The organism is Mesorhizobium yinganensis, from assembly GCF_040081985.1.
Lineage (GTDB): Bacteria > Pseudomonadota > Alphaproteobacteria > Rhizobiales > Rhizobiaceae > Kumtagia > Kumtagia yinganensis.
On record NZ_JBEBMH010000001.1, the window covers coordinates 595,504 to 621,288 of the forward strand.

The following is a 25,785-nucleotide window of genomic DNA, read 5'->3' on the forward strand; positions in this document are numbered from 1 at the left end:
AGCGACAGCCTGCCGCTCTTGAAGCGGCGGTCACCTGTGCAGCAAGATGCAAAAATGCTCCATAAGATGACAGTATGAACACTCCAGTCGTTTCGGCCAGCGGCCTCTCCCTCACCTTTCAGACAAATGACGGTCCGGTCAACGCGCTGTCCGACGTCGATCTGTCGATCGGCAAGGGCGAGTTCGTCTCCTTCATCGGCCCGTCCGGCTGCGGCAAGACCACATTCCTGCGTGTCATCGCCGATCTGGAAAAGCCGACCGCCGGCTCCATTTTGGTCAACGGTATGACGGCGGAGCAGGCGCGCGAAAAGCGCGCTTACGGCTACGTCTTCCAGGCGGCGGCGCTCTTTCCGTGGCGCACGATCGACAACAACGTGGCGCTGCCGCTGGAGATCATGGGCATTTCGAAAGCCGAACAGCGCGAGCGGGTGAAGCGCACGCTCGACCTCGTCAATCTTTCCGGTTTTGAGAAAAAATACCCCTGGCAGCTTTCAGGCGGCATGCAACAGCGCGCCTCCATCGCCCGTGCTCTCGCCTTCGACGCCGATCTTTTGCTTATGGACGAACCGTTCGGGGCGCTCGACGAGATCGTGCGCGACCATCTGAACAAGCAGCTTCTGGAACTGTGGGCGCGCACCACCAAGACGATCTGCTTCGTCACCCACTCCATTCCCGAGGCCGTCTATCTCTCAACCCGCATCGTGGTGATGTCGCCGCGGCCGGGGCGGGTCACCGACGTGATCGAATCGACACTGCCGAAAGAGAGGCCGCTGCACATCCGCGAGACGCCGGAGTTTCTGGAGATCGCCCACCGCGTGAGGGACGGGTTGAGGGCGGGGCATAGTTATGAGGATTGATTGGTTGGTCTCTCATTCCTCATCAGAACCCGCTTCATTCGGCTTCGCGATGGTGCCAAGCTGGAACACCCCTCATCCGTCTCGCCCTTCGGGCTCGACACCTTCTCCCGCAAGGGGAGAAGGTGGAGCGTTGCTTTTTCGCTTCTGCCAATCGCCGACGTTGGCGATTGGCAGCGAGGCAAATGCGAAACTCCCCCTTCTCCCCTTGTGGGAGACGGTGCCGAGCGTAGCGAGGCGGATGAGGGGTGTTCCAGCTTGGCAATACGGCAGCAGTTGCGGAGGGGAATCGTTTGAGGGGTATTCTTCAACGGCCAGGGTAGCCGGATGACAGACCGCCTCCGCGACAAGATTATCCCCGTCAGCACGATCCTGCTGGGACTGGTCATCGTCTGGTATATCGGCGCGGTGTTCATGAACGCGCCGTTCCAGCGCGATCTTGACCGGCGCGGCGATGTCACACGAACCACGCTGGAGTTCGTGCAGGCGACGCTGTCGCAGCCGAAACCGACGCTGCCGGCGCCGCATCAGGTGGCAGCCAATTTCTTCGAAAACACTTTTTTGCGAAAAATCACCAGCAACCGCAGTCTCGTCTACCATTCCTGGGTGACGCTCTCGTCGACGCTGGTCGGCTTCCTGTTCGGCACGGCGCTCGGCATCGCGATCGCCGTCGGCATCGTTCACCTGAAATCGCTCGACCGCAGCCTGATGCCGTGGATCATCGCCTCGCAGACCATCCCCATCCTCGCCATCGCGCCGATGATCATCGTCGTGCTGGCGGCGGTGAACGTCACCGGCCTGATCCCCAAGGCGATGATCTCGACCTATCTGTCGTTCTTCCCGGTCGCGGTCGGCATGGTGAAGGGTCTTCGTTCGCCCGACCTGCTGCATCTCGACCTGATGCACACCTACAACGCCAGCAAGTCGCAAGTGTTCTGGAAGCTCAGGGTGCCGGCCTCGGTGCCGTTCCTGTTCGCCTCGATGAAGGTGGCGGTGGCCGCAAGCCTAGTTGGCGCCATTGTCGGCGAACTCCCGACCGGCGCGGTGGCCGGCATCGGCTCAAAACTTCTGGCGGGCTCGTATTACAGCCAGACCATCGACATCTGGGCGGCGTTGGTGGCGGGTTCGGTGGTGGCGGCGCTGCTGGTGGCGCTGGTCGGGCTCGCCGGAAAGATCGTCGAGCGCGCCATGGGAGCGCGGCCGGCATGAGATCGTTCCGGCTTTCCTGGCAGGCGCTTTTTGCCATCGTGCTGATGATAGCCGCGCTCTTCACGCTGCCGATCACCACGCCGGCGGTGGGATTTGACGCGCCCGCGGTCTCGGCTTTGATGGCCACGCTGATCTTCGCGCTTCTGATCGCTGCGATCCTCGCCGATGCGTCGGGCGCGTCACCGTTGGTGCGCGCAGCGGCGCTGTTTGTCGGAGCGCATCTGGCGGTAGCCCTGCTCATCAATGAGATTGCCGGACGGGACGGGGCAGCGCGCGTCTCGTTCTTCCTGCTGGTCGCGGCCGCCTGGCTGCTCGCATGGCGCTGCGTCGCGATTCTTTCCACCCTGCAGCCGCTTCAGCGCTGGGCTCAAATCCTGCTCCGGCTTGTCATCCCGGCCATCTTCGGCCTGTGGCTGCTGATCATCTGGGAGGCGATCACGCGCGGCGCGGGGATTCCCTTCATCCTCCTGCCACCGCCAAGCGCCGTCGGCGCGCGTATCGCTAGCTCGCTGCCGATCCTCGCCGCCGACGTGCAGCAGACCATCTTCAAGGCCGCATTCGCCGGCTACGCGATGGGCTGCGCGGCGGGTTTCGTCGTCGCCATCCTCGCCGACCGGTTCCTGTTCCTGCGGCGCGGCCTGATGCCGATCGGCAACATGGTGTCGGCGCTGCCGATCATCGGCGTGGCGCCCATTATGGTCATGTGGTTCGGCTTCGGCTGGGAATCCAAGGCTGCGGTGGTCGTCATCATGACGTTCTTCCCGATGCTCGTGAACACGGTGGCGGGGCTGGCGGCCAGTGGCCACATGGAGCGCGACCTGATGCGCACCTATGCCTCGTCGTACTGGCAGACGCTGATAAAACTGCGCCTGCCGGCGGCCGCGCCCTTCATCTTCAACGCGCTGAAGATCAATTCGACGCTGGCCCTCATCGGCGCCATCGTCGCCGAGTTCTTCGGCACGCCGGTCGTCGGCATGGGGTTCCGCATCTCGACCGAAGTCGGGCGCATGAACATCGACATGGTGTGGGCCGAAATCGCGGTTGCGGCGCTCGCGGGTTCCGTCTTTTATGGCGTGGTCGCCCTGTTCGAGAGGGCCGCCACGTTTTGGCATCCGTCTGTCCGTGGTGGATAGACTTATCCAGAGGGTAGAAAAAATGAAAAGAACGATGGTTTCTCTGCTTGCCGGCGCGATGTCGCTGGCCGCCTGGCAGGCGCTCGCCGCCGACCCGGTCACGCTGCAGCTCAAATGGGTGACGCAGGCGCAGTTCGGCGGCTATTACGTCGCCAAGGAAAAGGGTTTTTACGAGGAGGAGGGCCTCGACGTCACGATCAAGCCGGGCGGCCCGGACATTGCGCCCGAACAGGTGATCGCCGGCGGTGGCGCCGACGTCATCGTCGACTGGATGGGCGGCGCGCTGGCAGCCCGCGAAAAGGGCGTGCCGCTGGTCAACATCGCCCAGCCTTTCAAGAAGGCCGGCATGGAGCTGGTCTGCCCGAAGGATGGACCGGTCAAGACCGAGGCCGACTTCAAGGGCCACACGCTGGGCGTCTGGTTCTTCGGCAATGAATATCCATTCTACGCCTGGATGAACAAGCTTGGCTACAAGACCGAGGGCGGAGCCGACGGCGTCACCGTGCTGAAACAGTCCTTCGACGTGCAGCCGCTGATCCAGAAGCAGGCCGACTGCATCTCGGTCATGACCTACAATGAATACTGGCAGCTGATCGACGCCGGCTACAAGCCGGAAGACCTGATCGTCTTCAACTATACGGCAATGGGCAACGACCTGCTCGAGGACGGCCTCTACGCCATGGAGGACAAGCTCAAGGATCCGGCCTTCGAGGACAAGATGGTGCGCTTCGTGCGCGCTTCGATGAAGGGCTGGAAATACGCCGTCGACAATCCCGACGAGGCGGCCGAGATCGTGGTCGAGGCCGGTGGGCAGGACGAGAACCACCAGAAGCGCATGATGGGCGAGGTGGCGAAGTTGATCGACAATGCCGACGGCAAGCTGATCGAGGCGGCCTACAAGCGCACCGCCGACGCGCTGCTGGCGCAGAAGATCATCACCAAGGAGCCGTCCGGCGCCTGGACGGCGGCGATCACGGACAAGGCGATCAAGTAGCAGCGCAGGTTCCAGCGAAGATCGGGAAGGGGCGGGCGACCGCCCCTTTTCAATGGCAGGTGCCGAATTTTGTATCTGCTACACTTTGAATCCTTCTCGGCGCACTCTTGAGGTGCCACCTTAATGGTGGCATATTGGCGATGGAAAAGCGCAAGCCCAGCTACGATTTGACGGCGATAAAGGCGGCGCTTAGCACGCCGGAAACATTGTCAATGACGGTAACAGCGCGCCGCAATGCGCTCCAACTTGGGTTCGATGCAGCCGGCGTGGTGGAGGTCATCCAAGGTCTCGAGCGACGGACGTTTCAGAAATCAATGACCACCTACGCCGATCATCGAATTTAGCAGGATGTCTATAAGGCGAGGGCGCGTGATTTGGTGCTCTATGTAAAATTCCAGGCAGACGTCGTGACAGATTTTACCGTGATGTCGTTCAAGGAAAAATGAGATGGTTACAGAGCGCATGCTTCCGGAGACGATGGTTTCCCCCGAAACCGGTGAGCAACTGGTTCGAAGCGTGCGGCCGTTTATCGTTACCTACAAAGGACACACCATAACGGTGGATCAACCAGGATACTATAACCCGCGCAACGAAGAAGATGCGGTGTTCGTTGGGCGGGACATGGAGCCGTCCGACACAGCTTGGCGCGAACTCCGTCGCCGCGTCGACGGTCTCCCGTCACCTGCGACAATCAAGGAAATCCGCGCCAAACTGAAACTCTCCCAGCGCGAGGCGGGGGAACTCTTCAAGGTCGGGGAAAACGCCTTCGACAAATATGAGCGCGGCCTCGTCGAACCGAGCGGCCCGACGATGCAACTCATGAAACTGCTGTCGAAGCATCCGGAACTGGTCGACGAGTTGCGGAAATAGGCTGCGGTGCCGCCGCGCCGCCGATGCCCTGGACGATCATCACCACGAGAGGCAGGCGCTTTCGACAGAGTTCAGCGCGTCATCAACCCGATCGCCACCACATTCGCTAGGTCGATGAAGAAGGCCGAGACCAGCGGAAGGATGATGAAGGCGATCGGCGCTGCGCCGTGGGTCTTGGTCACCGCCGTCATGTTGGCGATTGCCGTCGGCGTCGCGCCCAGCGTGATGCCGGTAAAGCCGGCCGACAGCACAGCCGCATCGTAGGTCCGGCCCATGGACGGGAAGACGACCAGCAGGATGTAGACGACGGTAGCGAGCGTCTGTACGGCGAGAATCAGGATGAGTGCCGGACCCAGGCCGCCGAGCGTCCAGAGTTGCATGCTCATGAGCGACATCGACAGGAAGATGTTGAGCGACAGATCCGAAATCAGGGACAGGGAGCGGGTGCGCGTTGGCCACTCCAGCCTGGGCAGGAAGCGCGGGACCGTGTTCGTCAGCACAATGGCGACGAGAAGGCAGACCACGAAGGCGGGCATCTTGATGCCGATTTCGTCGACCAGTTCCCACACGGCGACGCCGACAAGGATGGCGACGTTGAGCACGAGGATGGTGCGCAGCAGGCTGACGTGATTGAGATCGTCGTCCCGCGGTTTGTCGTTGTCGGGCAGGCCGACCACGAGCGTGTCCCCGACCGGCCCGGAAAGCTTGTTGCGGGCGATGAGGTAGCCCGCGATTGGGCCGCCGACAAGACTTGCCAGCACAAGACCGAGCGTGGCGACGGCTATGCCGACCTCGAGCGCGTTGCCGATGCCGAAACGTTGCGCGACGATCGGCGCCCAGGCAATCGTGGTGCCGTGTCCGCCCATCAGCGAGGCTGAGCCGACAAACACCGTAAGTCCCTCGGGCAGGCCGAGCAGGTGCACGCCGCCGATCGCAATCAGATTCTGGATGACCAGGAACAGCAGCGTGATCGCGAGCAGGATCGCAAGCGCCTTTCCACCGGCGAGCAGATCGGCGAGCCGCGCATTCAGTCCGATGCCGGTGAAGAAATAGAGAAGCAGCGTGTCGCGCGCGCCCAGTTGGAAACTGATCGAGACGTCGAACAGTTCGTAGGCGAGCCAGGTAGCGACCGAAGCCAGAAATCCCCCCGTCACGGCCTCAGGAATATTCCAGCGTCGCAACTGCGGTATCAGGCCGTTGATGCCCGCTCCGAGGAAGAACACGACGATCGAGATCGTGAACGTCAGCAGTGCCGGAACGGTGAGACTGGTCATTTGAAGGACTTTCGATGGACCGGCACCGGGAACGTATTCGTTTGGAAGGCTGTGCGAACCTCTACCGCCGCTCCCGAATCTGCGTCAGCGTCCGCGTCGGCGTAATCGCCTCCGGATCGAGTTTTACCTCGACGATCGCCGGCTTGCCGCTCGCCCGTGCCCGTTCGAAGGCCGGGGCGAACTGGTCCGTCTTTTCCACCGTCTCGCCATGCCCGCCATAGGCGCGGGCGAGAGCCGCAAAATCCGGGTTCTTCAGGTCGGTACCGTAGACGCGGCCTGGATATTCGCGCTCCTGGTGCATTCGGATCGTGCCGTAGGTGCCGTTGTTGACGACGATTACCACGATCGGCAAGTCGTATTGCACGGCGGTGGCGAATTCCTGCCCGTTCATCAGGAAACAGCCGTCGCCGGCGAAACAGATGACGTCCCGCACCGGAAAAAGCTGCTTTGCGGCGACGGCGGCCGGCATGCTGTAGCCCATCGAGCCCGAAGTGGGCGCCGCCTGCGTGGCGAAGCGCCGCGAGCGGTGGAAGCGATGCACCCAGGTGGCGTAGTTGCCCGCGCCGTTGGTAATGATCGCGTCGTCCGGCAGCACCGTTTCGAGGTAGCGCATAATCGGCCCCATGGCGACCGGTCCCGGTCCGCTTTCCGGCGGCGTCGACCAGTCGAGATAGGCGGCGTGGAGGCGCTCCGTTTCCGTCTCCCAGACAGGCGTCGCTTCGGGCGCGGTGGCGGCGAAGGCTTCAACGAAAGAGGCGGGCGACGCATTGATCGCCACCGTGGGGCGATAGACGCGGCCGAGTTCTTCCGGATCGGCGTGAACATGCACCAGCGTCTGGTCGGGGTAGGGGCTTTTCAGCAGCGTATAGTCGGATGACGGCATCTCGCCCAAACGTCCGCCGACCATGAGAACGAGATCGGCCTGCTTGATGTAGCTTGCGAGTTTTGGATTCGGGCTGATGCCGACATCGCCCGCGTAACAGGGGTGCAGATGGTCGAACAGCATCTGGCGGCGGAAGGAAACGCCGACCGGCAGCGCCCACGCTTCGGCTGCCTTCTCGAAAGCGGACTTGGCTTCCGCCGTCCAGCGCGTGCCGCCGAGGATGACGAAGGGCCGCTTGGCGTTGGCCAGCAATTCGGCAAGCTGCCGCATCTCCGGTTCGCCCGGCCGCGTTTCGACCGGCGTCCAGCGTCTTGCAGCCGGCGCTTCGGCCTCGCTCGTCAGCATGTTTTCCGGCAGTGCGATGACCACCGGTCCCGGCCGTCCGGAAGTCGCGACCGAGAAGGCGCGCGTCACGATCTCGGGGATGCGCGCGGCATCATCGATCTCCGTCGCCCATTTGGCGATGGGGCCGAAGAAGGCGCGGTAATTCACTTCCTGAAACGCCTCGCGCTCGCGTGCGCGGTTGTCGATCTGGCCGATGAACAGGATCATCGGGATCGAATCCTGCATGGCGATGTGGACGCCGGCCGAAGCATTGGTGGCGCCGGGGCCACGGGTGACGAAGCAGATGCCGGGCTTTCCGGTCAGCCTTCCGTGGCAGTCGGCCATCATTGCCGCGCCACCTTCCTGACGGCAGACGATGGTCTTGATCGGCGAGTCGTGGAGCGCGTCGAGTACCGCCAGATAGGATTCCCCCGGCACGCAATAAAGGCGGTCCACGCCGTTGGCTTCCAGTGCATCGACAATCAACTGTCCGCCGGTCTTCATGGCGCGTTCTTCTCCAGTTCGGCAAGGATTTCGGCCGTATGTTCGCCAAGCCGGGGCGAGGGGCGCTCGTAGGCCAGCGGCGTCTGCGAATAGACGATCGGCGTGCGTACGGACGGCAGGGTGTTGCCGTGGCCATCATCCAGGTCCAGCCGCATCTTTCGCGCAACGGTCTGCGGGTCGGCAAAACTGTCTTCGATGCTGTTGATGGGGCTGGCCGGGACGCCGGCCGTTTCAAGCTTTGCCAGAAGAGAAGCGCGGTCGAAGCTGGCCAGTTTTTCGATCATGGCGGCGCGCAATGCAGGGCGATTGGCGACCCGCGCCGAGTTGGTTGAATAATCTGGATGGTCGGGAAGCCCATCCAAACCCACGATAGCGCAGAATTTTCGGAACTGGCTGTCGTTGCCGGTCGCCAGGATGAAATGGCCGTCGGCCACCGGCAGCACCTCATAGGGAGCTATGTTCGGATGGGCGTTGCCCATGCGGGTCGGCGTGTTGCCCGAAACCAGGAAGTTCATGTTCTGGTTGGCGAGCACGGCGATCTGCGCGTCGAACAACGCCATGTCGATATGCTGGCCCTGGCAGGTCGCCTCGGCATGGCGAAGCGCACCCTGTATCGCGATGACGGAATAGAGGCCTGTAAAAATGTCGCTTACGGCGACGCCTACCTTTTGGGGCTCACCGTCGGCCGCGCCTGTGATCGACATCAGGCCCGACATGCCCTGTACGATGAAGTCGTAGCCGGCGCGCGCCGCATAGGGCCCATCCTGGCCGAAACCGGTGATCGAGCAGTAGATCAGTTTTGGATTGAGTTTTCGTAGGCTGTCATAGTCCAACCCGTACTTCTTCAGCCCGCCGAGTTTGAAGTTCTCGATGAGCACATCGGCGGAAGCCGCTAATTTTCTCACCGTTTCGGCGCCCTCCGGCGTCGCGAAATCTACCGCGATCGAACGTTTTCCGCGATTGCAGGAATGGTAATAGGCCGACGACAGATTCTCGCCGTCATGGCCGGTGACGAAGGGCGGCCCCCATTTGCGCGTGTCGTCGCCTTCCGGACTTTCCACCTTGATGACGTCCGCGCCGAGGTCGGCCAGCAACTGCCCGGCCCAGGGTCCTGCGAGGATGCGGGCGAGTTCGATGACGCGGATACCGTGAAGGGGTGGATTGGACATGAGTGCCGGGCTGGAACCTGAGGGCAGTTCATTTTCTGCCGCTTGCGCTAAATCGGCTGTCTAAATGCCTCCCGGGGCCAGGAAAGTAAACTGTCCCCAGCGTTTACCCTGCGACCGTTCTCTTGGCCCAGCCGACGAAATCCGCAGTGATCTCATCGCGGTTGATGTCGTTCAAGCCTTCGTGGCGCGTCTCCGGCCAAACCTTTGAATACAGATTCGAAAAGCCCATTTTGCGCATGCGCGCCGCCAGTTCCTCGACGGCCTTGCCGTTCACCGTCGAAGGATCGGCACCGCCCCCCGCCAGATTGAACGGAAGGTCGCGGCGCACTGCCGAAAAGCTCCGGTCGTCGGCGCCCGTGAAAACCATTTCGAACACGTCCTGCCACATCGAAACCGAGGCATCCCAGCCGCACAGCGGGTCGGCGACATATTTGTCGACCTCCGCCGGATCGCGCGACAGCCAGTCGGCAGGCGTGCGGTGGTTGGGGATCTTCTTTCCCCAATCCTGAAACGTCAATTTCGGCAGGATGCGCGAAGGCACGTCGGAGCCCAGCCGGAATTTTTCCCAGGCGAGGATCGCCTGGCCGACGCGGCCGAGAAAACCGGGCGAGAAATTCGCGTTCCAGACCGCCGCGCCGGCCAGATGATCGGACCGGCGCAGCACCGAATTCAGCGTGACGATGCCGCCCATCGAATGGCCGAAGATGATCAGCGGCAGGTCTGGGTGTTCGCTGGAAATCTGACGGTGCACGGCATCGATGTCGGCCAGCACTTTTTCGACGCCGCCGTTCGCCGCGAAGCGGCCAGGGAAGGCGTCTGCGGCCTTCGTGTGGCCATGGCCGCGATGATCATGCGCGTACACGTGGAAGCCTGCCGCCGCCAGCCGGTCGGCGAAACGGTCATAGCGCGCCGAATGCTCGGCCATGCCGTGATTGACCTGGATGACGCCGACCGGTCTGCCTTCGGCCGGCGTCACGGTCTGCGAAACCAATGCGCCAGTCGGCGTGGCGAATTCCCGACGGACGCGTTTAGCCATGCCGAACCTGACCTGTCCGCTTTGGTGGGAGGTGAGTATCATAGTCTGGCACAGCCATAGCCGATGGCGGAAGAGGCAACAATGAAGCCGGCCGGCTAGGGCGCCTGCTCAGGGCTTCAACCGCGACAGGAGGGCGACGAGTTCCGCCTGTCTGCTGACGCCGGCTTTTTCGAAGACGTTCTTGAGATAGCTGCGAACCGTGCCGCGGCTGATGCGCAGCCGCCGCGAGATGCTGGCGAGGTCGACGCCCTCGGCCAGCAGGCAGGTGACATCGGCCTCGCGATCCGTGAGGTCGAAGATCGGCTGGATCGTGGCGGGGTCGAGTCTGATCGGCGCCGTGACAGGATCACGCTCGATCAGCACGCCTATCGCAGCGGCTGCGAGAAACACGTCGCGCACCCGGTTGGGAATGGGATGAACTTGCAGCACGTAGTGGCGTCCGTCCGCGCCGGTCAGCGGCGCCAGGCCGATCCGGCCGTATGGCGCCAGCGCTCCGTCGATTGCCGCGTCCAGTGCCGCCTGCTCTCTCGGATGGTAAGCGCACAGCCGCTGCCTGCGTATGCATAGAGGGGAAGAGGCATCGGCTTCGCCGGCCTGTTGCCCGGAGATCAGCCTGCCCCAGCCGTCGAATTCCAGAACCGTTTCGCCTCGATGCGCGAGCATCCGCGCCATGCCGCGGGCTTCGGCGCGCAGCGACGCCTCGGCGATCCGCGCAGCCGCCCGCAGCTCGGGCAGCGCCGCGTCGAGGGCATCGGCATCGCCGCGGCTGTAGGGACCAGCCTGCACACGCCGCTTCAGGCTCAGCTCGACATACTGGTTCGCGCCGGAGGACAGGACGGCGTTGGCATGCCAGAAGATGCCGACGGGCCGCAGGAACTCATTGTAAAAGGGATCGCGCGCCAGCAACTCGTCCGTATAGTCGTCATGGTCGACCCGAAAGCCACCCGCGAGCTGCGGGTTTACCCGTTCATAGCGGGAGTTCGGCGGCGCGCGGCCGGCAGCGAAGGCGGCGACCATTTCGGATGCCTCCTCGGTTGCCACGCCGACCACCATATTGTTGTGATTGTTGCGCATCAGCACGGCGTCGCGGGCACCGGCGGCATAGGCGAAGCGCTGCAACGCTTCTTCCCAACCATGCGCCATAAGCGCGGCTGAAACGACATCGCCGGCCGCCGCCTTCAACTCGTCCGTCCGAAGCATCCGTGCCCTAACCCCGCCCGTTGCCGGGGGCAAATGCCGGAGCGCCGCTCCGGTCGGGTGCTGCCGCACGCCAGCACCCCTAAACAGGGGATGCGTACCATGCGTGGCCAAACTATGCTTTGTGCTCCAAGGCTTGGCAAGATGTTTGTCCGGCCGGTTTTTCGATTCGGAAGACTTGCGCTGCTTTGTGTGCGTGGGCTGAGCTTCTCCTGCCTAACGCAAACTATGAGCGAGCCAGGCCGGGCGGCAATTTGAACAGCCGCCATTTTCGGAATACTGCGCCGGCAAATCATCGTGATCCGAACACCTGGCGGCGGGGGGCGATCTTTTTGATTTTGCGCCGGGCATCGATCATTTCGCTGATTGGCCATGGAGTTGGGCGGTCAATAGTAGGCGACAGGTTCGCCGGGAGCAGTAATGCTCCCGGCGCTTGACGTCTTCCGGTCCGGCAGAAGCCAGACGATGGACGCTACACGATGAAGAAGTCCGCGTTGGTGACGCCGAGCCCCGCGGTCAGTGTGGCGAATATCGTATCGCCGCCGATCGCATTGCCGTTGGTATCGTATCTGAGAATGCCGGTATCGGTCTCGTAGATGATACGGTGTGCCGCTGTCGTCGCCACGCCTGCGGCATTGGCCACGAACTGATCCGCCGTCAAAACGCCAACGCCGATGATCGCGTTGAAGATGGCATTCTCCAACTGGATCGTGTCGTTGACGAAGTTGAAGTCGGTGATGTCATCGACATTGGTCACGCCAAGCGCGGTGTCGAACAGGAAGTTGTCGTTGTTGCCGCCGCCTGTCATGGTGTCGCTGCCCGCCCGGCCGTTGAGCGTATCCGCGCCGCTGCCGCCGACAAGGAGGTTGACCGCACCGTTACCGGTCAGCGTGTCGGCGAAGTTCGAGCCAGTGAGGTTTTCCACCGACGAATAGGTGTCGCCGGCCGCATCGCCGGTGTTGATCGCCGGAGTTGTGAGGCTAGCAATCACGCCTGCGGCGGCCGTGCTGTAGGAAGCCGTGTCCGTGCCGTTGCCTCCAGACAGAGCGTCCGCGCCGGTGCCTCCGACCAGCGTGTCGTTGCCGTCCTGCCCGAACAAATTGTCGTCGCCACCGAGACCTGTGATGAGGTCGTCGCCGGCGCCGCCGATGATGCTGTTGGCGCTGTTGGTGCCGGTGAGATTGTCGGCGAAGGCCGAGCCCGTCAGGTTCTCGATCGAACTGTAGGTGTCGCCCGCCGCCTCGCCGGTGTTGGTTGCCGGGCTGAGCAGAGCCGCGGTTACGCCCGATGCGGCGTTCTCATAGCTGGCCCGGTCGCTGCCCGCGCCGCCGGAGAGAGCATCCGCGCCGGCGCCGCCGTTCAGCACGTCGTTGCCGTCCTGGCCGAACAGATTGTCGTCGCCGCCGAACCCGACGATGCTGTCGTCACCGGCGCCGCCGATGACGCTGTTGGCGCCGTTGGTGCCTTTCAGCGTGTCGTTAAAGGCGGAACCGGTCAGGTTCTCGATCGAGGTGAAGGTGTCGCCCAGCGCCTCTCCGGTGTTGGTCGCCGGGCTGAGCAACGCCGCCACGACGCCGGCGGCCGCATTCTCATAGGTGGCGCGGTCGCTGCCGGCGCCGCCGGCAAGGTCGTCAGCGCCGGTGCCGCCATTCAGAACGTCGTTGCCGTCATTGCCGAACAGATTGTCGTCGCCGCCAAGCCCGATCAGCACGTCGTCGCCGGTTCCGCCGAGAATGCTGTTATTGCCGTTGTTGCCGGTCAGCGCGTCGGCGAAGGCCGAGCCGGTGAGGTTCTCGATCGAATTGTAGGTGTCGCCCGCGGCGTCGCCGGTATTGCCTGCCGGATTGGACAGGCTGGCGATCACGCCGGCCGCCGCGTCCTCGTAGGAGGCCCGATCACTGCCGAGGCCGCCGGACAGATTGTCAGCGCCGGCGCCGCCGACCAGGAGGTCGTTGCCGTCGTTTCCGAACAGATTGTCGCCCGCGCCTAGGCCAACGAGCTTGTCGTCGTCATTGCCGCCGAGGATGCTGTTGACGCCGTTGTTGCCCGTCAGCGTGTCGGCGAAGGCCGAGCCGGTGAGGTTTTCGATCGACGCATAGGTGTCGCCGGCCGCTTCACCGGTGTTGACGGACGGATCGAACAGGCTCGCCACCACGCCGGAGGTGGCGTTGGCATACGTCGCCCGGTCGGTGTCGAGGCCGCCGGAGAGCAGGTCGCCGCCGCCGCCGCCTTCCAGCACATCGTTGCCACCGGTGCCGAACAACTCGTCGCGCACGGACGTGCCGCGTATCTGCTCGCTGTCATTATCCCCGAGGACGATCAGACGGTCGTTCTCGACGCCGGCCGGATCGAAGTCCTGGACCTGCAACTGCGACAGGTCGACCGAGGTGGCGCCAAGCATCTCGACGCGGAACTTGTCCGGGCTGCTATTGAGGCTGAAGTCGACGACCAGGTTGGCGGCGAGGCCTGCCCCGATCTGGTCGGCCCGGACGGTCACCGAGGTTGCCGTGTTGGGGAACTGGATCTCGATCTCCTCGATCGAAAACAGCGTCGTGTCGACGAGGCTGATGTCGCCAGTCGCCAGGATGCGGTCGCTGTCGGCGCCGCCGTCGATCGAGTCGTTCTTGAAGGCGTCGAGACCGCCGCCCTGGAACGTATCGTTGCCGGCATTGCCCGAGGCGATGTCGCTCAGGCTGTCGACAAGGATCGTGTCGCTCGCGGCGTCGCTGGTCGAAAAGCGCTGGCCCTGGAGGATCTGCCCGACCACGTCGCCTGCGGTGGCATTGGTGTGGAATGTCGCCAGTTGGCCGTTGTTCATGGCCGCGATCGAAACGTCGAAATCGTTGTGAGTGGTGCCGGTGCTCGAGGCGGTCAGGATTGCCCCGGTGTTCTGGTCGACGAGGGTCCAGACCGGGTCGTTGTGCCCGAACACGTCATTGATCGTGCCGACCGCGATCATGCCGTTCGAAAGCACCGTGGCTGATGGCCCGGTGTCGTTCGAAGTGTTCTGTGAAATGTCGTCCCAGTCGACGAAATTGCCGAGGGCGTCGAAGCGGGCGAGCGTGACGTCGATGTCGCCGTCCCAACCGTTGTCCTCATAGGCGATGGCGAAGCCGCCATTGTCGAGCGCAACCACGCTGGCGTTGCGGTTCACGGTGCCGATGTTGTCCAGCAGCGTCGGCGCATGCCGCACTGTGCCGTTGGCTTCGTAGACGGCATACCACATCTCGTTGCTGGAGCCGATGTTGCGGTGCCAGGCAACGGCGAAGCCGCCGTCGGCCAGTCCGACGACGCTCGGGTTCTGGTCATTGGCGCCGCTGGCGTCGACCGCGAAGTTCAGGAGCAGGTTGCCGTCATTGTCGTAAATCCGGAGGTCCACGTCGTTGTCCGTGCCGCCGAAGAAATCCTGGATGGCGACGACAAAACCGCCGCCGGTCAGGGCCGCCACTTCGGGATCAAGGACGTCAGGCCCGGCCTCGCCGATGCTGGTGTCGACCCGCACGGTCGCACCCGTGGTCGTGACGATGCGGAATGACATGTCGGTGCCGATGTCCGAGAGCACGACGAGGTTTCCGTTGCTGAGCTGGGTCACCGCCGAGTCGACGCCGGTGATGACCGACGCGCTTCCCGCAACGTCTCCGTCAGCCTCGAAGGTCGTGAGGTCGGTGTGCCCGATATGATCGCCGACGACGGCGACGCCGCCGTCGGACAGGCTGGTGGCGTCGGCACGTCCCGTTATGGAGAAAGGATCGATGCTCTCGACGAAACCGAATGAAAAGCTTGTGGTGATGGCCATGGATCGAACTCCCGTTCTGGTTACGGTTGATCCGGATTGCGCGGCGCGCCCGGTCCCCGAGCCGGAATTGGCCGGTTCTCGCGCGGCAAGGGCAGGGCAACAGGCGGCCGTCGGGCGCGGCAGAACACACGCCGCCCGTATCAGGACCGCATCCAGATGAGCCCAGCCAAAACGACTAAGACAACGCGCCAGTCTCCCACCCAGGACACAAGGGCGTTGACAGTCCCGTCTAACCCGTCGCGCGGATGACCCAAGCAGCCCGCGTCGTAAGGGTGATTTGTGCGAATTTTTCCCGTTCCATTGCTTGTTCTGTAAAGCAACGGATCAGTTGTTTACCACATTGACCCAGCGTCCACATCACGGGACGGGCGAAGCTCCAGAAAGGAGAAAGGGAGCCTCAAGATGTATTGGTTAAACAACTTTTGTTTTTCTTATCTTACGCCGTGACGATCACTTCGTGCAAGGAAAAATTGCGAATTCTCCCACAATCAATGATTGATTCCGCTTTTCACTCGCCTCGGGCGCGGCGTTTTTCATTTGTGAACAGAGAGTTGGGGGTTCGGCACGATATTTGAGTTTCATACAACTTTGTTGGGAGTCGCAACATTCAGGTGCTTTTCGTCAACCCTGCGTTTAGCGGCGCCGGCGAGTTGCCGCCGCATTGCCGGGATTTTGGACCGACGCACTTGGCGATTGCCGTTTGGCGCCGCTTCGCCTACATAGCGCGCAACCCTCCGAAACCTCTCCGAAGGATTTTGCGCGCGTGGCACGCCAGTTCATCTATCACATGTCGGGCCTGTCCAAGGCCTATGGCACCAAGAAGGTGCTGGATAATGTCCATCTCTCCTTCTACCCCGACGCCAAGATCGGAATCCTCGGCCCCAACGGCTCGGGCAAGTCGACGATCCTGCGCATCATGGCGGGCCTCGACAAGGAGTTCCAGGGCGAGGCCTGGCTGGCCGAGGGCGCGACCGTCGGCTACCTCGCGCAGGAGCCGCAGCTCGATCCCAACAAGACCGTGTTCGAGAACGTCATGGACGGGGTCAAGAAGAAGACCGCCATCATCGAGCGCTACAACGAGCTGATGATGAACTATTCCGACGAGACGGCCGACGAGTCCGCGAAGCTGCAGGACGAGATGGACCGGCAGAACCTCTGGGATCTCGAACAGCAGGTCGAGATGGCCATGGAGGCGCTGCAGTGCCCGCCAAAGGACGCCGAGGTCACCAACCTCTCCGGCGGTGAGCGTCGCCGCGTGGCGCTCTGCCGCCTGCTGCTGGAGCAGCCCGACCTGCTGCTGCTCGACGAGCCGACCAACCATCTCGACGCTGAGACCACGCAATGGCTGGAAAAGCATCTTCGCGATTATCCCGGCTCGGTGCTGATCATCACCCACGACCGCTACTTCCTCGACAACGTCACCGGCTGGATTCTCGAGCTCGACCGCGGCCGCGGCATCCCCTACGAGGGCAACTACACAAAGTATCTCGACGCCAAGGCCAAGCGCCTCATCCAGGAGGGCCGTGAGGACGACGCCCGCCAGAAGGCGATCTGGCGCGAGCGCGAGTGGATCGCCTCCTCGCCGAAAGCCCGGCAGACCAAGTCGAAGGCGCGCATCACCGCTTATGAAGAGCTGCTGGAGCAGGCCCAGAACCGCAAGCCAACCGACACCCAGATTGTCATCCCGTCGTCCGAGCGGCTGGGCAATCGCGTCATCGAAGTCGAGAACATCGCCAAGGGTTTTGGCGAGGAGCTTCTGATCGAGAACCTGTCGTTCCGGCTGCCGCCCGGCGGTATCGTCGGTGTCATCGGTCCGAACGGCGCCGGCAAGACCACGCTGTTCAAGATGTTCACCGGCCAGGAAAAGCCGGACGCCGGCGTCGTCTCGATCGGCGAGACCGTGAAGATGGGTTATGTCGACCAGAGCCGCGATGCGCTCGACCCGAACAAAACAGTCTGGGAGGAGATTTCCGGCGGCGCCGAGGTGATAAAACTCGGCAAGCACGAGGTGAATTCGCGCGCCTACTGCTCGTCCTTCAATTTTCGCGGCGGCGACCAGCAGCAGAAGGTCGGTAATCTGTCAGGCGGCCAGCGCAACCGCGTGCACTTGGCCAAGATGCTGAAGAATGGCGGCAACGTGCTCCTGCTCGACGAACCGACCAACGATCTCGACACCGAGACGCTGGGCGCGCTGGAGGACGCTTTGGAAGCCTATGCCGGCTGCGCCGTCATCATCAGCCACGACCGCATGTTCCTAGACCGCATGGCCACCCACATGCTGGCCTTCGAGGGCGACGCTCATGTCGAGTGGTTCGAGGGCAACTTCGAGGACTACGAGAAGGACAAGGCCCGCCGGCTGGGACCGGAGGCAATGGTGCCGCACCGCATGACGCATAAGAGGCTAACGCGGTAGTTAGACCAAGCTGTCTGCGGGTTCTGCGCGGATATACGCTTCCGCGAAATCTTTCGACAAGAAACGGATCACCTCCCGATAGTCAGGGTGGTGGTTCGCTTCATCCGCTGATTTCGATACGACGAAACAGTGAACTTCTTCCTCTATGATGAAGGTCAGGTCGTCGCTGCCTATAGGGCTTGCATGACGAGCGCCGCAGGATGGGCATTCTTCGTCGCAAGCGCATGACCATTCGTCTTCCCAGGTCTCGCCGCATCGATAGCATTCGTAGTGATTGCGATACCAAGCCATGCGGTTCCTCCCTGAACAGCCCTGTCAAAACTATAATATTATAGGTTGAATACGTCGATACCGTCCTCTCGATACGAATTTCAGGTATCCGCTATCTCGCAGAACTTGAAGTTGCTGTCGTATCTTCGGCTTGACATTGTTGTTGTCGGGATAGCGGCGCGCGAGCATGGGCGCGAACTCGTAAATCTCATTGATCTCGAATTCTCGATCGCCAAACATGTCGACGCATTTCATAACCTCGATAAGCCATCCCCTCATCTCCGCTGGCTGGCCACGAAGAAAAATCGTCTGCTTCCATTGCGCAAGAACGTGTACTTGGGGAATCGCAATACTATTCTTGACCAAATGAATCCTTCCGGTTTGCGGAACTCTGCTCAGCAGTATATTCGAGCCAACCCAACCTGCGCGGCGTGCTGTTGCAGCCAGTGGTTTTCGCTGTTCGACGATCTCGGGAACAAAGAAATGTTTCGGTATTATGCATAGGTCGGTGACGGCGGCTTTGCTGGCATCGTAGTTGAGCAAGAGCAGGTTCGGATTACTCGCCGATTTCAGACGTTCCATTTTCGTGGAGTAGGCACCATTCGCTAGCATCGCTCCAAAAGGCTTTTTCTGGCTTTTCAGTTCGTATTGGTCGTTGCAGCGCGGGCAATAGAAATCTGCAAGCGGCAGATTGGCTGGAAATTGTAGAACTTCCGGGTTCCCGCAATTGGGGCAGTAAAGCCACTCGGACACCCACTGTTCCGTCCATATGCGTGCGCGCTGCGAGGCGCTCACATAGATTGTGTTTGGTTCTCTAAATCCGAATTTCATATGAGCTCTGACTTGTCCCGCGCATAACCTACCTGAAATGCGATTCTGAATCCTATTCGGTTTGGTTGTGCGTCCATCACGGTATCCGGTACAGAAGCTGTGGGTGGCGCATGAAGCGATGGCAAGGCCGCCGGTATGAAGGCGGTCCCGCACCCCGGCACCTTCGTCGATGCAACCGCCGATCATGGCGGCGCCGTAAAGGTGTAAACAAGCTGCTTGAAGTCAGGCATCCTCGGACGTCTGTGCCAAACAGGGGCAACGATATGGAAAACATCGACCGGCTGGACGACATCCGCACCAAGCTGATCACCGCCAAAGAAGTCTTGGAACGGGCGCGCTACCGCGTGGATGCGCTGGACCTGATCCTCGAGGGCGTGCCTGACCAAAAAATCCGGGGCGCCGGCCAAGAAGTGTTCGGCCTGACCACCGAGCAACTGGACACGCTGGACGACCGGCTCGACGAGATCTATCGCGATGTCTCCGCGATCGTGCGCGAAGCCCGCGACAAGGCGCCGGAATAAGCTCGGCGCGATACGTACAACCCGTTCCACGGCGTTGGTGATTTACGGCCGCGGGATGATTTTGTTCGCCGATATGTCGAAAGCCCGATCAGGCGACCGCCGCACTCGGTCCAACACTGCGGGGTTGTCAGCCTCTGTCAGGATAATTTTCTCAACTGTTTTCCCCATCTCTCCCTGTTGGAGCGATAATCCCGCCGCCTGTGTGTTGGAAAGGAGGCGGCCGTGGACGGAAGTGCGGCAATCAAGCAAAACCTGGAGGCGTTGAAGCGCATCCTCGTAACGCTCGTCGCCATGGCCGAGATGGGCGTCGGGAGGCCGGACGCCGGGAAGGTTGGCGCTAGGATGCCGTGCGCTGGGGGCGTCGGCGCTGGGGGACAGTTTACTTTCTTTCCGCGGAAAGGCGCGGCCGCTTCAAGGCAGGCGCTGGCGGAAAAAAGTAAACTGTCCCCGGCACTTACCCTTCCCCGCGCTCTCTATCTCGCCATCCTGCGGCTGTTGCGTCCGGCGGAAGCCGCCGCGCGGCGGCTGATCATCGCTGCGGCGCGCGGGATCGTGGTAACGCCTCCGCCACTACGCCCGCGCAAGCCAAAGCCCGCGACGTTGCGCGGGCCTCGCGCCTTCCTGCCAAAGGGGCCGAAGAAGCGTCGCCGGCCCGCCCCGCGCATCATCCTCTCGCTGTCGCTGCTCGATCCGCCGCGGCGGCCGTTCCGCATTTCGCGCCGCCCTGTGCCCGCCCACGCCGCCCCGCGCATATTGGGCCTCGATTTCAACGCGACGTACCGCCCGTTGCCGCCGCCGCCCTCTTCCGACGACCCCATCGACGCCGCCCGTCTCGGCCAGCGCCTTGCCGCGCTCACCGCCGCGCTCGACGACCTGCCGGGCCAGGCACAACGTTTCGCCCGCTGGAAGGCACGGCGCGACGCCGCGATCGCACGGGACGGACACGTCTCCAGCCGGCGCGTCTCGCCGCTGCGGCGCGGGCGTCCGCCCGGCGGCCGGCTGTCGCGCTACGATCCGGCTGCCGCCCATTCCGGAAAAATCCGAGAGGTCGACGAAATCCTGGCGCACGCGCATGCGCTGGCCGTCTACGCATTGGACAGCCACGACACGTCATGACGGCCCCCGACTTCACAAAGCGAAGAGTGAACGGCCGGCGCGGATTTTCGCCGCGCGGCGACGATGACGCTTGTCGCGATGGCGCGATCGATCTAGCAACGGCGCAAGCCGATCGAACATTTTCTAAAAACGCCGAGGCGCGGCTCGCACCATGCAAAAGACGACGAAAGACTGGTCCGCCCAAAAATACCTTCAATTCGAGGATGAACGCACCCGTCCTGCGCGGGACCTGCTGGCGCAGGTGCCGTTGCAGAGGCCGCGCCGCGTGGTCGACATCGGCTGCGGGCCCGGCAATTCGACCGAACTGCTTGCCGAGCGCTGGCCGGAAGCGGAGGTCGGCGGCATCGATTCCTCGCCCGACATGATCGAGAAAGCGCGCAAGCGCCTGCCAACGCTCAATTTCGCGCTGGCCGACATCGCGGCCTGGACGCCGGACGAACCGGTCGACGTTCTGTTCGCCAATGCCGTCCTGCAATGGCTGCCGGACCACGACATATTGCTGCCAAAACTGTTGGCATCGCTGGCGCCCGGCGGCGCGCTGGCGATCCAGATGCCGGACAATGTGACGGAGCCGTCGCACCGGTCGATGCGTGAGACGGCGCAGGCGATGCCCTTCGCCGATAAGCTCGCGAATGCGGCACGCCTGGCGTTGCAGCCGGTCGGTTTCTACTACGATATGCTCGCGCCCCATGCCGCGCGGGTCGACGTCTGGCACACCGCCTACAACCATCCGCTGGCGGATGCGCAGGCGATCGTCGACTGGGTGAGTTCGACCGGTCTCCGCCGGTTCCTCGACCCGCTCGACGCGGACGAGCAGGCGCAGTTCCTGGCCGCCTACTTGGCGCGCATCACGCAAGCCTATCCGCCGCGCGTCGATGGCCGTGTGCTGCTCAGGTTCCCGCGGCTGTTCATCGTCGCGCAGCGGGCATGACCAGCCGGGCTTTGCGGCGCGCTTAATTCAGCGTAAACGGGTGCGGCGCAATGTGACGCCGCCGGGGCGGGTGAGCCGGGCCGGGGCGAAAGCTGGTCGCGCGGAAGTCACGGAAGTTTTTTGAAAGCATGCATCGCGTCATGATCAGCGGGATCGGCGTCCTGATCCCCGAGGCCTCCATCACCAACGAAGAACTCGTCGCGACCTTCAACACCTATGTCGACGCCGAGAACGCGCGTCGCGAGGGCTCCGGCGAGCCGCCGCTGGCGAAGTCGGCGGAAGATTTTATCGCCTACGCCTCCGGCGTGAAGACGCGCCACGTCCACACGCTTGACGGCATACTCGACCCCGAGCGCATGGCGCCGCGCATTGCGCCGCGTGGCGACGACGAGCTTTCGGTCATGGCCGAGTTCGGCGTCGGCTCCGCCTTGCGGGCGCTTGACCATGCCGGGTTGACCGGGGCCGACATCGACCTCGTCATCTGCGCCGCCTCGCATCATCAGCGTCCCTATCCGGCGATCGCCATCGAGATCCAGCAGGCGATCGGTGCGCCGGGCGCCGGCTTCGACATGGGCCTCGGCTGCTCGTCGGCCGCCGCCGGCCTGCACGTCGCGGCCAACCTGGTGCGGGCAGGGGCGCAGCGCCGCGTGTTGGTCGTCACGCCGGAGATCATCACCGGCCATCTCGATTTCCGCGACCGCCAGACGCATTTCATCTTCGGCGACGCTTCCACCGCGATGATCGTCGAGCGCATGGGCGAGGAGCCGCGCCCCGGCCGCTTCGAGGTGATCGACACGCGCGGCTGGACGCAGTTCTCCAACAACATCCGCACCAATTTCGGCTTCCTGCTGCGCGACGGGCTGGACGACACTTCGGCCATCCCGACGGAAGGCAATCTGATCAAGCAGGTCGGCAACAAGGTGTTCAAGGAGGTCACCGTCGCCGGCCACCGCTTCATCGTCGACTTCCTGGCCGAGCATGGGCTGACGCCGGACGACATAAGACGCTTCTGGCTGCATCAGGCCAATGCCCGCATGAACGCGATGATCCTGAAGCTTTCGTTCGGCCACGATGTCGGCCGCGACCGCGCGCCGATGGTGCTCGACCGGCTGGGCAACACCGCCGCCGCCGGCGCGGTCATTGCGCTGAAGGAGAACCACGAGGATATGGCGGCTGGAGACTGGGGCCTGCTCTGCGCCTTCGGCGCGGGTTACTCGATCGGCGGTGCGTTGCTCAGGATGATGTAGCCTGCCATTTGAGCTAGCCTCGAAAAGCGCACCTATCTTATGCATTGATCGACCGCTCAGCGGTTTTGACTGGACTCAGAAGTCCGTCGCAGGCAAATTTTCGAGCGGAGGAGTTGTCATGCTCGACCTGCCGATCCCGCCCGCCCGCGAAGCGCAATTCGAAATCGTGCCCGGCCGGAAACTGACGGCTCGTATCGCCGGCCTCTATCTCGCGGCGACGGATCATTTCGAGACGGCGGCGGTCAGTTCGCTGCCGCTCGGCTTCGACGGCATCTCCGGTGATTTACATCGTGGCCCGACGCGCCGGTCAGGCAGCCGCGAGCCGTGGTATCCGCGCGGCACGGAGATGCGCAACGAGCGGCAACTGTCGATCGTCGCGCCCGATGAAGTGGCTCTGGTCGCCCAGCGGATCGGTCTGGCGGAAATCAAGCCGGAATGGATCGGCGCCAACATCCTGCTCGACGGGATCCCGCATCTGTCGATGCTGCCGTCCGGCACGCGGCTGTTCTTCAAGGGCGGCGTCACCGTCAAGGTTGACGCGCAGAACGGCCCGTGCCGCTATGCCGGCAAGCAGGTGGCGATGCGGGCAGGCATGGCGGACGAGGAAGCGGGCTCGCTGCTGTTTCCCAAGGCGGCGAAGCGCCTGCGCGGCCTCGTCGCCTGGGTGGAGAAGCCCGGGACGCTGACGACAGGGGAGGAGGTCTCCGTCCGCATCCCGGAGCAGTGGATCTACCGGCCCGCCTGACCGGCGGGCCGGCGGCGGCCTCAGGCCTTGCGGTTCTTCTTCTCGCCCTGCGCCATGTCGGCGATGAAATCCCACTTCTCCCACAGCGCCAGGCGGTTGGCATATTCTTGGCGGATCATCGGCAGGCCGACGTCTCCGAAGAAGACGCGCAGCGGCGGCTCCGCGGCGTCGACGAGAGCCAACATCGCCGGGCCTGTCGCCTGCGGGTCGCCCGGCACTGTGGTCCTGCGGCGTTCCGCGGTTCTGGCGCGGGCGGGGTCATAGGCGGAAATCGGCTTGGCCACCTTGGCCGACGGTCCGCCCCAGTCGGTGGAGAAGCCCGCCGGCTCGACCAGCGTCACATGGATGCCGAGATCGGCGGCTTCGAGGCTGAGCGCCTGGCTGAACCCTTCCAGCGCCCATTTCGACGCATGGTAGAGGCCGATGCTCGGAAATGCGTTGACCCCGCCGATCGAGGAAATCTGGATGATGTGGCCGGATTTCTGGGCGCGCATGATGGGAAGTGCTGCCTGCGTCACCCACAATGCGCCGAACAGATTGGTCTCGATCTGGGCGCGCGCATCTTCCTCGCTGATCTCCTCGATCGCGCCGAACTGGCCGTAGCCTGCATTGTTGATGACCACGTCGAGACGGCCGAAGCGCTTGTGGGCCTCGGCGATCGTCGCATCGACCGCGGCCTTGTCGGTGACGTCCAGTTTCAGCGCGGCGACCTTGTCGCCGTATCTCTCGACCAGATCGGACAGCGTTGCCGGGTCGCGTGCGGTGGCGGCGACCAGATCGCCGCGCGCCAGCGCCGCTTCCGCCCACACCTTGCCGAAACCTTTGGACGATCCTGTGATGAACCAAACCTTGCTTGCCATGATCGTAGTGCCTTCCTGCCCCGTGGGGCGAATAGCGGCCTCTTGCCCGCGGGCGCGGGCGGCCATAGATAAGCGGAGTGACCTCCGTTTCGGAAATATACGGAGCCTCCTCCGTTTTACCAGAGGTCCAAGGAGAAGTTTTTTGAAATCGCCCGAAAAGCGAAAGCCGACCCGCGCCGATGCGGCGCGAAACCGCGAAAAACTGCTGGATGCGACGTCGGCGCTGGTCGCCGAGAAGCGCGGAGAACTTTCGCTCGCAGCGGTGGCCGAGCGCGCCGGGGTCGGCATCGGCACGCTCTACCGGCATTTTCCGAACCGCGACGCGCTGCTTGCCGGGCTCTACCGCAACGAGGTGGCGCGATTGAAGACGGAGGCCAGCATGATGGCCGCCACATTGCCGCCGCTGCAGGCGCTGACGACCTGGCTGGAGCATTACGCGGCGCTGATGGCCGTGAAATATGGTTTCGCCGACGCCATGAAGTCGGCGCTGAATTCGGACGCCGAAGTGTTTTCGCAGTCACGGGTAGAGGCGGTCGGCGCTCTGTCCGCTTTGCTCGACAGGGCGGCCGACGCAGGCGCGGTGCGGCGCGGCATCGATCCGGAGGATGTGCTGATGGCCGTCGCCGCCACCATTTCCGCGAGCCTCAGCAAGGACGGTTCGGACGAGCGGGGCAAGCGCCTATTGGGCCTGATCGTAGACGGGTTGCGGTTTCAGGAAGGCTGAGTCCTTCCGCATGTGTCACGGAGGCGGGCGATCGCTTCCGTTCCTCAGATGTCTTCGTCATCCGCATCGAGCAGTCTCGTGGCGCGCCAGCGTGTCAGCACGGCGTTGATCTGGTCGACGACGAAGAAACGGGCGGAGTCGCGGTCGTAGTCGTCCTCCAGCAGCGCTTCGTAGTCCGTGTGCGCGTGGCGGACATGGGCCACCGCCGCCAGCCAGACGGCGATCGTCGGCGGCATGGTCTTCAAATGCTTCGCGCCGGCATCCGTCCTGATCTTCTCGGCGTCGGCATAGGGGGCGAGCGGCAGCAGCGCTGTCAACGCCTTGGCGATGGCCCGCTGGCGATGCGTCGACATCAGTTGCCGTCCTCGTCGGCTGCTGGCACGGTCTTGGCGTAGGCCGCGTCCGGCACGGCATCCACCGATGCGAAATACGGTTTCACATCGATCACGGGCGTCCCGTTCAACGCATCGATGCCTTCCAACGACAGGATGCCTGCCGCTGGATCGACATCGAGAAGGCGCGCCACATGCATCCCCACCGGGTTCGGCCGCGCCGGCGAGCGAAGGGCGAAGACGCCTTTGGAATCAGCCGCATGGCGCGGCTTCTGCACAATCAGATTCCGCGGCGCATGATGCAGCCAGGTGAGCAGGACGACATGGCTGGCGCTTGCCAGACCTTCGAGGCCCTGCCGAAATGCGGGCGCTATCTCGACGCTGGCGGTACGGCCGCGCTCGCGCGCCTCGCGCATGTTTTTCGGGCAGTCGTCGCGGCGCACCCAAGGCGAACGGACCAGGCCAATGAAGACGAGGTGCGCATCTCCCGGCAAGGCCGCTGGATCGTCGGGCAGCGTAACCTCGCCGCCACGCATCTCGAACATGGGTCTC

24 protein-coding genes are annotated in these 25,785 nt (G+C 63.2%); 13 read left to right on the forward strand and 11 right to left on the reverse strand.

Annotation, left to right across the window (positions count from 1 at the left end; all coding sequences use genetic code 11):
• The first annotated feature begins 74 nt into the window (after positions 1-74).
• From ABMA59_RS02810 to ABMA59_RS02835, 6 genes are all read left to right on the forward strand, one after another.
• Entirely contained in the window at positions 75-857 is a 783-nt protein-coding gene (locus tag ABMA59_RS02810; protein ID WP_349003769.1) for an ABC transporter ATP-binding protein, read from the forward strand.
• Positions 858-1,181: 324 nt separating this feature from the next.
• Positions 1,182-2,063, forward strand: coding sequence for an ABC transporter permease (locus ABMA59_RS02815; RefSeq protein ID WP_349003770.1), 882 nt, complete (start codon positions 1,182-1,184; stop codon positions 2,061-2,063).
• Positions 2,060-3,196: an ABC transporter permease gene (locus tag ABMA59_RS02820; RefSeq protein ID WP_349003771.1), complete on the forward strand. Its 1,137-nt coding sequence runs from the start codon at positions 2,060-2,062 to the stop codon at positions 3,194-3,196. Before ABMA59_RS02815 ends, ABMA59_RS02820 begins: the two co-directional genes overlap by 4 nt.
• 22 nt (positions 3,197-3,218) lie before the next feature.
• Entirely contained in the window at positions 3,219-4,190 is a 972-nt protein-coding gene (locus tag ABMA59_RS02825) for an ABC transporter substrate-binding protein (RefSeq protein ID WP_349003772.1), read from the forward strand.
• A 140-nt stretch (positions 4,191-4,330) separates the two neighbouring features.
• Entirely contained in the window at positions 4,331-4,534 is a 204-nt protein-coding gene (locus tag ABMA59_RS02830; protein WP_425475856.1) for a type II toxin-antitoxin system MqsR family toxin, read from the forward strand.
• Positions 4,535-4,637: 103 nt separating this feature from the next.
• Positions 4,638-5,060, forward strand: a complete 423-nt coding sequence (locus ABMA59_RS02835; protein ID WP_349003773.1) for a type II toxin-antitoxin system MqsA family antitoxin — start codon at positions 4,638-4,640, stop codon at positions 5,058-5,060.
• 71 nt (positions 5,061-5,131) lie between these two features.
• Here the strand turns inward: ABMA59_RS02835 and gltS are convergent, their stop codons facing one another.
• The 6 genes from gltS to ABMA59_RS02865 form a co-directional block, all read right to left on the reverse strand.
• The gene (gltS, locus tag ABMA59_RS02840) at positions 5,132-6,334 is read right to left on the reverse strand and encodes a sodium/glutamate symporter (protein WP_349003774.1); all 1,203 of its coding nucleotides are present in this window, start codon (positions 6,332-6,334) and stop codon (positions 5,132-5,134) included.
• 61 nt (positions 6,335-6,395) lie between these two features.
• Positions 6,396-8,045, reverse strand: a complete 1,650-nt coding sequence (locus tag ABMA59_RS02845) for a thiamine pyrophosphate-binding protein (protein WP_349003775.1) — start codon at positions 8,043-8,045, stop codon at positions 6,396-6,398.
• Positions 8,042-9,214: a CaiB/BaiF CoA transferase family protein gene (locus ABMA59_RS02850; protein ID WP_349003776.1), complete on the reverse strand. Its 1,173-nt coding sequence runs from the start codon at positions 9,212-9,214 to the stop codon at positions 8,042-8,044. The genes ABMA59_RS02845 and ABMA59_RS02850 overlap by 4 nt, the downstream gene beginning before the upstream one ends.
• 103 nt (positions 9,215-9,317) lie before the next feature.
• Complete coding sequence (locus ABMA59_RS02855) at positions 9,318-10,250, reverse strand: alpha/beta fold hydrolase (RefSeq protein ID WP_349003777.1); 933 nt, start codon at positions 10,248-10,250, stop codon at positions 9,318-9,320.
• Between the two features lie 108 nt (positions 10,251-10,358).
• Entirely contained in the window at positions 10,359-11,450 is a 1,092-nt protein-coding gene (locus ABMA59_RS02860; protein ID WP_349003778.1) for a helix-turn-helix transcriptional regulator, read from the reverse strand.
• Between the two features lie 469 nt (positions 11,451-11,919).
• Positions 11,920-15,243 carry a beta strand repeat-containing protein gene (locus tag ABMA59_RS02865; protein WP_349003779.1) on the reverse strand — a complete coding sequence of 1,108 codons (3,324 nt, stop codon included), beginning with the start codon at positions 15,241-15,243 and terminating at the stop codon, positions 11,920-11,922.
• 763 nt (positions 15,244-16,006) lie between these two features.
• Between ABMA59_RS02865 and ettA the strand changes: the two genes are divergently transcribed.
• Positions 16,007-17,656 carry an energy-dependent translational throttle protein EttA gene (ettA, locus tag ABMA59_RS02870; protein WP_349003780.1) on the forward strand — a complete coding sequence of 550 codons (1,650 nt, stop codon included), beginning with the start codon at positions 16,007-16,009 and terminating at the stop codon, positions 17,654-17,656.
• On the opposite strand, the gene ABMA59_RS02875 is transcribed toward ettA, so the two are convergent.
• Positions 17,657-17,947, reverse strand: a complete 291-nt coding sequence (locus ABMA59_RS02875; RefSeq protein ID WP_349003781.1) for a hypothetical protein — start codon at positions 17,945-17,947, stop codon at positions 17,657-17,659. It lies immediately after the preceding gene.
• Between the two features lie 30 nt (positions 17,948-17,977).
• Entirely contained in the window at positions 17,978-18,757 is a 780-nt protein-coding gene (locus tag ABMA59_RS02880) for a DpnI domain-containing protein (RefSeq protein WP_349003782.1), read from the reverse strand.
• A gap of 263 nt (positions 18,758-19,020) precedes the next feature.
• Between ABMA59_RS02880 and ABMA59_RS02885 the strand changes: the two genes are divergently transcribed.
• The 5 genes from ABMA59_RS02885 (at position 19,021) to ABMA59_RS02905 (ending at position 23,317) form a co-directional block, all read left to right on the forward strand.
• Positions 19,021-19,278 carry a hypothetical protein gene (locus tag ABMA59_RS02885; protein WP_349003783.1) on the forward strand — a complete coding sequence of 86 codons (258 nt, stop codon included), beginning with the start codon at positions 19,021-19,023 and terminating at the stop codon, positions 19,276-19,278.
• A 222-nt stretch (positions 19,279-19,500) separates the two neighbouring features.
• The gene (locus ABMA59_RS02890; protein ID WP_349003784.1) at positions 19,501-20,394 is read left to right on the forward strand and encodes a hypothetical protein; all 894 of its coding nucleotides are present in this window, start codon (positions 19,501-19,503) and stop codon (positions 20,392-20,394) included.
• Positions 20,395-20,545: 151 nt separating this feature from the next.
• The gene (gene tam, locus ABMA59_RS02895) at positions 20,546-21,325 is read left to right on the forward strand and encodes a trans-aconitate 2-methyltransferase (RefSeq protein ID WP_349003785.1); all 780 of its coding nucleotides are present in this window, start codon (positions 20,546-20,548) and stop codon (positions 21,323-21,325) included.
• 128 nt (positions 21,326-21,453) lie between these two features.
• Positions 21,454-22,572: a beta-ketoacyl-ACP synthase III gene (locus ABMA59_RS02900; protein WP_349003786.1), complete on the forward strand. Its 1,119-nt coding sequence runs from the start codon at positions 21,454-21,456 to the stop codon at positions 22,570-22,572.
• 118 nt (positions 22,573-22,690) lie between these two features.
• The gene (locus ABMA59_RS02905; RefSeq protein ID WP_349003787.1) at positions 22,691-23,317 is read left to right on the forward strand and encodes an MOSC domain-containing protein; all 627 of its coding nucleotides are present in this window, start codon (positions 22,691-22,693) and stop codon (positions 23,315-23,317) included.
• Positions 23,318-23,337: 20 nt separating this feature from the next.
• Here ABMA59_RS02905 and ABMA59_RS02910 read toward each other — a convergent pair whose 3' ends face one another.
• Complete coding sequence (locus tag ABMA59_RS02910; protein WP_349003788.1) at positions 23,338-24,177, reverse strand: SDR family oxidoreductase; 840 nt, start codon at positions 24,175-24,177, stop codon at positions 23,338-23,340.
• Positions 24,178-24,319: 142 nt separating this feature from the next.
• On the opposite strand from ABMA59_RS02910, the gene ABMA59_RS02915 reads away from it, so the two are divergent.
• Complete coding sequence (locus ABMA59_RS02915) at positions 24,320-24,901, forward strand: TetR/AcrR family transcriptional regulator (protein WP_349003789.1); 582 nt, start codon at positions 24,320-24,322, stop codon at positions 24,899-24,901.
• 44 nt (positions 24,902-24,945) lie between these two features.
• Here the strand turns inward: ABMA59_RS02915 and ABMA59_RS02920 are convergent, their stop codons facing one another.
• Together ABMA59_RS02920 and tsaA are read right to left on the reverse strand one after the other, a co-directional pair.
• Entirely contained in the window at positions 24,946-25,254 is a 309-nt protein-coding gene (locus ABMA59_RS02920; RefSeq protein WP_349003790.1) for a DUF2293 domain-containing protein, read from the reverse strand.
• Positions 25,254-25,778, reverse strand: a complete 525-nt coding sequence (gene tsaA / locus ABMA59_RS02925) for a tRNA (N6-threonylcarbamoyladenosine(37)-N6)-methyltransferase TrmO (RefSeq protein WP_349003791.1) — start codon at positions 25,776-25,778, stop codon at positions 25,254-25,256. The genes ABMA59_RS02920 and tsaA overlap by 1 nt, the downstream gene beginning before the upstream one ends.
• Positions 25,779-25,785 lie beyond the last annotated feature (7 nt).

Coding starts and splice junctions, on each gene's coding strand:
- ABMA59_RS02865 (WP_349003779.1), bottom strand. CDS start 15,243: ATGGCCATCACCACAAGCTTTTCATTCGGTTTCGTCGAGAGCATCGAT.
- ABMA59_RS02910 (WP_349003788.1), bottom strand. CDS start 24,177: ATGGCAAGCAAGGTTTGGTTCATCACAGGATCGTCCAAAGGTTTCGGC.
- ABMA59_RS02885 (WP_349003783.1), top strand. CDS start 19,021: ATGGAAAACATCGACCGGCTGGACGACATCCGCACCAAGCTGATCACC.
- ABMA59_RS02845 (WP_349003775.1), bottom strand. CDS start 8,045: ATGAAGACCGGCGGACAGTTGATTGTCGATGCACTGGAAGCCAACGGC.
- ABMA59_RS02835 (WP_349003773.1), top strand. CDS start 4,638: ATGGTTACAGAGCGCATGCTTCCGGAGACGATGGTTTCCCCCGAAACC.
- ABMA59_RS02905 (WP_349003787.1), top strand. CDS start 22,691: ATGCTCGACCTGCCGATCCCGCCCGCCCGCGAAGCGCAATTCGAAATC.
- ABMA59_RS02900 (WP_349003786.1), top strand. CDS start 21,454: ATGCATCGCGTCATGATCAGCGGGATCGGCGTCCTGATCCCCGAGGCC.
- ABMA59_RS02820 (WP_349003771.1), top strand. CDS start 2,060: ATGAGATCGTTCCGGCTTTCCTGGCAGGCGCTTTTTGCCATCGTGCTG.
- tsaA (WP_349003791.1), bottom strand. CDS start 25,778: ATGTTCGAGATGCGTGGCGGCGAGGTTACGCTGCCCGACGATCCAGCG.
- tam (WP_349003785.1), top strand. CDS start 20,546: ATGCAAAAGACGACGAAAGACTGGTCCGCCCAAAAATACCTTCAATTC.
- ABMA59_RS02880 (WP_349003782.1), bottom strand. CDS start 18,757: ATGAAATTCGGATTTAGAGAACCAAACACAATCTATGTGAGCGCCTCG.
- ABMA59_RS02850 (WP_349003776.1), bottom strand. CDS start 9,214: ATGTCCAATCCACCCCTTCACGGTATCCGCGTCATCGAACTCGCCCGC.
- ABMA59_RS02825 (WP_349003772.1), top strand. CDS start 3,219: ATGAAAAGAACGATGGTTTCTCTGCTTGCCGGCGCGATGTCGCTGGCC.
- ABMA59_RS02830 (WP_425475856.1), top strand. CDS start 4,331: ATGGAAAAGCGCAAGCCCAGCTACGATTTGACGGCGATAAAGGCGGCG.
- ABMA59_RS02855 (WP_349003777.1), bottom strand. CDS start 10,250: ATGGCTAAACGCGTCCGTCGGGAATTCGCCACGCCGACTGGCGCATTG.
- ABMA59_RS02815 (WP_349003770.1), top strand. CDS start 1,182: ATGACAGACCGCCTCCGCGACAAGATTATCCCCGTCAGCACGATCCTG.
- ABMA59_RS02920 (WP_349003790.1), bottom strand. CDS start 25,254: ATGTCGACGCATCGCCAGCGGGCCATCGCCAAGGCGTTGACAGCGCTG.
- ABMA59_RS02810 (WP_349003769.1), top strand. CDS start 75: ATGAACACTCCAGTCGTTTCGGCCAGCGGCCTCTCCCTCACCTTTCAG.
- ABMA59_RS02875 (WP_349003781.1), bottom strand. CDS start 17,947: ATGGCTTGGTATCGCAATCACTACGAATGCTATCGATGCGGCGAGACC.
- ABMA59_RS02860 (WP_349003778.1), bottom strand. CDS start 11,450: ATGCTTCGGACGGACGAGTTGAAGGCGGCGGCCGGCGATGTCGTTTCA.
- gltS (WP_349003774.1), bottom strand. CDS start 6,334: ATGACCAGTCTCACCGTTCCGGCACTGCTGACGTTCACGATCTCGATC.